At 64.9% G+C, this 5,709-nt stretch carries 5 protein-coding genes; 3 read left to right on the plus strand and 2 right to left on the minus strand.

The genetic code is table 11. The annotated features are described in order from the left end of the window. Positions 1 to 100 precede the first annotated feature (100 nt). Genes WAZ62_RS00830 through eno form a run of 3 tightly spaced genes read left to right on the plus strand, consistent with a single transcriptional unit; the run spans position 101 to position 3,885 of the window. Positions 101 to 1,726: a CTP synthase gene (locus tag WAZ62_RS00830; RefSeq protein ID WP_422641637.1), complete on the plus strand. Its 1,626-nt coding sequence runs from the start codon at positions 101 to 103 to the stop codon at positions 1,724 to 1,726. 18 nt (positions 1,727 to 1,744) lie between these two features. After that, positions 1,745 to 2,593, plus strand: a complete 849-nt coding sequence (gene kdsA, locus WAZ62_RS00835; protein ID WP_422641638.1) for a 3-deoxy-8-phosphooctulonate synthase — start codon at positions 1,745 to 1,747, stop codon at positions 2,591 to 2,593. A gap of 17 nt (positions 2,594 to 2,610) precedes the next feature. Next, positions 2,611 to 3,885 (plus strand): phosphopyruvate hydratase, encoded by a 1,275-nt coding sequence (gene eno, locus WAZ62_RS00840; RefSeq protein ID WP_422641639.1) that lies wholly within the window; start codon positions 2,611 to 2,613, stop codon positions 3,883 to 3,885. Positions 3,886 to 3,947: 62 nt separating this feature from the next. On the opposite strand, the gene WAZ62_RS00845 is transcribed toward eno, so the two are convergent. Both WAZ62_RS00845 and WAZ62_RS00850 read right to left on the minus strand, forming a co-directional pair. Then, the gene (locus tag WAZ62_RS00845; protein WP_422641640.1) at positions 3,948 to 4,469 is read right to left on the minus strand and encodes a hypothetical protein; all 522 of its coding nucleotides are present in this window, start codon (positions 4,467 to 4,469) and stop codon (positions 3,948 to 3,950) included. A gap of 32 nt (positions 4,470 to 4,501) precedes the next feature. Then, a complete protein-coding gene (locus WAZ62_RS00850) occupies positions 4,502 to 5,395 on the minus strand; it encodes a metal-dependent hydrolase (protein ID WP_422641641.1) in 894 nt (297 codons plus the stop codon). Positions 5,396 to 5,709 lie beyond the last annotated feature (314 nt).

The raw sequence follows: 5,709 nt of genomic DNA on the forward strand, positions 1-5,709 counted from the left end.
CCCGGACGCCGTTCCCCCGGCCCCGGCTAACTGACGGAAACCCTTGGTGCAACGCGCCGTCGTTGAGTAACGACGGCGCCATTTGGTATGCTGTACGCCCATGGCGCGGTTCATCTTCATCACCGGCGGCGTGGTTTCCTCGCTCGGCAAAGGTCTGGCTTCGGCGGCACTCGGTGCCCTGCTGCAGTCCAGGGGTTTTTCCGTTCGCTTGAGGAAACTCGACCCCTACCTCAACGTTGATCCGGGGACCATGAGTCCCTATCAGCACGGCGAAGTCTATGTGACCGACGACGGGGCGGAAACCGACCTCGACCTCGGCCACTACGAGCGCTTCACCGGCGTTCCGTCCCGGCGGTCCGACAATGTGACCACCGGCCGGATCTACCAGACCATCCTGACCAAGGAGCGGCGCGGCGACTATCTGGGCGGCACCGTGCAGGTGATTCCGCATGTCACCGACGCGATCAAGGAATTCGTCCTCGCCGATACGGACGACACGGATTTCGTCCTGGTCGAGGTCGGCGGCACGGTCGGCGACATCGAGAGCCTGCCGTTCCTCGAGGCGATCCGTCAGCTCGGCAATGATCTGCCGCCCCAGCACGCGGTCTATGTGCACCTGACCCTGGTGCCCTATATCCCGTCCGCCGGCGAGCTGAAGACCAAGCCGACCCAGCATTCCGTCAAGGAGCTGCGCTCGATCGGCATCCAGCCGAACATCATCCTGTGCCGCTGCGATCGGGAAGTGCCCGAGAGCGAGCGCCGGAAGATCGCGCTGTTCTGCAACGTCCGGCCCGAGAATGTCATCCAGGCGCTGGATGTCGGCTCGATATACGAAGTGCCGATTTCCTATCACGCCGAGAAATTCGACGACCGCATCCTTGATGCTTTCGGCCTCACGGCCCCGGCGCCGAACCTGGCCCGCTGGCAGGAAATCAAACGCCGCTGGACCCAGCCCGAGGGCGAGGTGACGATCGCCATCGTCGGCAAATACACCGGCCTCAAGGACGCCTACAAGTCGCTGGCCGAAGCCCTGTACCACGGGGGTATCGCCAACAACGTGAAGGTCAATCTCGAGTGGATCGAGTCCGAGACCTTCGAGAAGGAAGACGCGGTCGCCCACCTCGAGGAGGTCGATGGCATCCTCGTTCCCGGCGGCTTCGGCTATCGCGGGGTCGAGGGCAAGATCGCGGCGGCCAATTTCGCGCGCAATCACCGGGTGCCTTACTTCGGCATCTGCTTCGGGATGCAGATCGCGGTGATCGAGGCGGCGCGCAATCTCGCCGGCTATGCCCACGCGTCCTCGACCGAATTCGGTCCCTGCGACGAAGCCGTCGTCGGCCTGATGACCGAATGGGTGCGCGGCAACGAGAAGGAAACCCGGAGCGCCGAAGGCGACATGGGCGGTACCATGCGCCTCGGCGCCTATGACGCGGTGCTGAAGCCGGGCTCCCACGCCGCGCAGATCTACGGCACGACGCAGATCAGCGAGCGCCACCGCCACCGCTATGAAGTGAACATCAATTACGTGCCGCGTCTCGAGCAGCACGGCTTGCTGTTCTCCGGTCTGTCGCCCAATGGCCAGCTGCCCGAGATCGTCGAGATCCCGGATCATCCCTGGTTCATCGGCGTACAGTTCCACCCCGAGCTGAAGTCGAAGCCCTTCGATCCGCATCCGCTGTTCGCCAGCTTCATCAAGGCCGCACTCGACCAGTCCCGTCTGGTCTGATCACCAAGGAGAAGGCAGATGACCGCGCCGCGCCATGTCGCCGTTGGCAACCTCACCATCGGCAACGATCTGCCCTTCACCCTGATCGCCGGGCCCTGCGCCATGGAAGGGCGCGGCCATGCCCTCGAGATGGCGGCGGCGCTGAAGGAGATCACCGGCCGCCTCGGCATCGGGCTGATCTACAAGTCGAGCTTCGACAAGGCCAACCGCACCTCGGTCAAGTCGAACCGCGGCATCGGCCTCGACACCGCGCTTTCGATCTTCGCCGAGGTCAAGGAAAGCCTGGGCCTGCCGGTGATCACCGACGTCCATCTGCCCGACCAATGCGCCCCGGTCGCCGAAGTGGTCGACGTGCTGCAGATCCCGGCCTTCCTGTGCCGCCAGACCGATCTCCTGATCGCCGCCGGCGAGACCGGCAAGGCGGTCAATGTGAAGAAGGGCCAGTTCCTGGCACCCTGGGACATGAAGAATGTCGCCGCCAAGATCGAATCGACCGGCAATCCGAACACGATGCTGTGCGAGCGCGGCGCCTCCTTCGGCTACAACACGCTGGTCTCCGACATGCGCTCGCTGCCGATCATGGCCGAGACCGGACACCCGGTGATTTTCGACGCCACTCATTCGGTGCAGCAGCCCGGCGGGCAGGGCACCACCTCGGGCGGCGATCGCCGCTTCGTGCCGACGCTGGCCCGGGCCGCCATCGCGGTCGGTGTCGCCGGCGTCTTCATGGAAACCCACGAGAACCCGGACAGCGCGCCTTCCGACGGCCCCAACATGGTGCCGCTCGACAAGATCGAAGGCATTCTTGCCGGCCTCGTCGATCTGGACCGCCTGACCAAGGCCTATAACGCAAAACAGCAAGCCTGATTTCGAGGATTCTCAAGATGACCGGCATTGTCGATATCCACGCCCGCGAGATTCTGGACAGCCGCGGCAACCCGACCGTCGAAGTGGACGTTGTCCTCGAATCCGGCGCCTTCGGCCGCGCCGCCGTGCCCTCGGGCGCCTCGACCGGCGCCCATGAGGCGAACGAGAAGCGCGATGGCGGCACCCGCTACATGGGCAAGGGCGTGCTGCAGGCCGTCGAAGCCGTGAACGGCGAGATTTTCGACGCCCTCGCCGGCCAGGACGCGGAAGACCAGCTTTCGCTCGACGCCCAGATGATCGATCTGGACGGCACCCCGAACAAGGCCCGCCTCGGCGCCAATGCCATCCTCGGCGTCTCCATGGCGATCGCCAAGGCGGCGGCGGAAGAGCAGGGCGTGCCGCTCTACCGCTATATCGGTGGCCCGACCGCCCGCGTGCTGCCGGTCCCCATGATGAACATCGTGAACGGCGGCGCCCATGCCGACAATCCGATCGACATCCAGGAATTCATGATCCAGCCGGTGGCCGCCGAGACCGTGGCCGACGCCGTGCGCATGGGCGCCGAGATCTTCCACCGCCTGAAGGCCGAGCTGAAGACCGCCGGCTTCTCGACCAACGTGGGTGACGAGGGCGGCTTCGCCCCCAATCTGAACGGCACCGTGGCCGCCCTCGACTTCATCATGAAGGCGATCGAGAAGGCCGGTTACAAGCCGGGCGTGGATGTCACCCTGGCGCTCGACGCCGCTTCGACCGAATTCTTCAAGGGCGGCAAGTACCACCTGGAAGGCGAGGGCAAGGTGCTGGAATCGGCCGCCCTGGTCGATTACTGGAAGGGTCTCGTCGAAGCCTATCCGATCGTCTCGATCGAGGACGGCATGGCCGAGGACGATTGGGCCGGCTGGAAGCTGCTGACCGAGACCATCGGCAAGAAAGTCCAGCTGGTCGGCGACGATCTGTTCGTCACCAACCCGAAGCGCCTCGCCGACGGCATCAAGGCCGGCACGGCCAATGCGATCCTCGTGAAGGTGAACCAGATCGGCACCCTGTCCGAGACGCTGGAAGCGGTCGATATGGCCCACCGCGCCGGCTACAAGGCGGTGATGTCGCACCGCTCGGGCGAGACCGAGGATTCGACCATCGCCGATCTCGCCGTCGCCACCAACTGCGGCCAGATCAAGACCGGCTCGCTCGCCCGCTCCGACCGCACGGCGAAATACAACCAGCTGATCCGCATCGAGGAAGAGCTGGGCAATATCGCCCGCTACGCCGGTCGCTCGATCCTGAAGGCGTAAGCCCGAGGGCTCTCGTCCTTCAAAAGCCCGCTCCGGCCGACCGGGGCGGGCTTTTTCGTGTCTTACGCCACGCGCTCGCGCGCCGTTTCCAGCGCCGCCGCCTCGGTTTTGGCCGGGCGCAGGCAGCGATAGGCGATGAGGGCCGGCACCACCATGGCGCCGAGCACGCCGACATAGAACAGGAAGAAGGCGATCTGATTGGTCATCGGGCCGCCGAACTGCAGGCCCCGGCTGTCGGGGAACAGCGGATCGATGGCCGAGGCGACGACGATGGTCCAGCCGATGACGATCATGCCATAGGCGATGCGTTTGCGCGCCTTGAAGGCGAAGGGCAGCAGCGGCAGCACCACCGCCGTCAGCCACAGCAGCAGGCCGTTGGCGATGCCTTCCATATGGGCCATGCGCCAGGCGTCATAGGTGCCCGGCATCTGATAATCGATCTCCCCGGGGATCGGCCACAGGGCGATCTTGCCCATCAGGAAGAACAGAAAGCCGAAACCGATGACCCCCGCCGCGAACAGCAGCAGCGCGCCATGGCCGATCAGGACCCTTTGCAGCCTCGAAATCTCGGGTGAAGACGCCATTTTCCTCTCCTTCTTGTCGTTTTTATTGCCGCTCAGGCGAAGCGCGCCGGGATTTCGGGATCGCGCGTGTCGAGCAGGGGAATATGGTTCTCGGGCAGGCCGGCATAGGCATCGGCCCATTGCCGGACCCAGGCGGGATCGCTGACCCGGCTGGGGTGATGCCCCGGCATCATCGAGCCGACCAGGACCTTGCCGACATTCCACAGCATGTCCGCCGCCCGGCGCCAGACCCGCAGCCGGCTGCGCCCGTTGCGCCACCGGCCGTCCCGCTCCAGCATCAGGATATAGGCCTTGCGGCTGCACTTGATGACGTGAAGGCTGCCGCAGAAGACGCCCCACACGCGCGGCCAGTAATCGCCGAAGGCGGCCTGATAGAGATCGAAGGCCGCCGTCTTGTGCTCGGTCTCCTCGACCATATGCCACAGCACGAGCGAGGTGACCGAAGGATCGGCGTCGGCGAAGAAGGCGCGGCGATTGGTGATCAACCATTCCGTCAGGCCGACGGTCATGGTCTCGAAACCGGCCGTGTAGGCGAGGCGCCAGCGCAGGGACTTCTTCTGGAAGCGTATGTAGTCGGCCTCCATCTCGTCCTCGACCTCGGCCAGTTCCGGATAGCCCCTGGCCTTGAGCATTTCGTTGTAGCGGCGATGGTTCTGGAAATGCTGCCCCTCCTGGCCGATGAAGCCGCGCGCATCTTCCTTCAGACCCGGATCGTCGACGAGGGCCATGGCCTCGCGCATGGTCCGGATCAGGAAGGGCTCGAGATAGGGCATGGTCAGGGAGGCGCCATTGACCATATGGCTCCATTCCGGCTGCGCCGGATTCCAGATCGGCTCGATCCCCTCGTCGAAGGCAAAGGGGATCTTGCGGACGATGATGCCGTGAGGCGTCGACGCCTCACGCTGTCCGGCGGCTCGTGCGGTCATGGCTCGACCTCTCCTCCCTGATTGTTTTTTTCGGGCGGGCCGCGGTGCGCGCCGCGGCTCACGCCCGGTTGCGGCGCCCTGGACGCCCGCCACCTTGCGAATTGTCGCGGTTATAAAAAGGTTGAGGCAGCCCCCCATGCGGGTAGGCGGGCCGGGCAGCCGCTGCCCGGCGCCCTTACCGGCGCAAGATCCCGGCCTTCGCCCATAGGCGCTAAGATAATGGATTCCCCTTTCTGGCTGATTGTGATTCAAGCTTTGAATGGACATCAGCGTCGACGATCACGATTGGCCGTTGGTTGTTTCCCGCATCGAGG

It is taken from the genome of Zavarzinia sp., from assembly GCF_049306435.1.
GTDB lineage: Bacteria > Pseudomonadota > Alphaproteobacteria > Zavarziniales > Zavarziniaceae > Zavarzinia.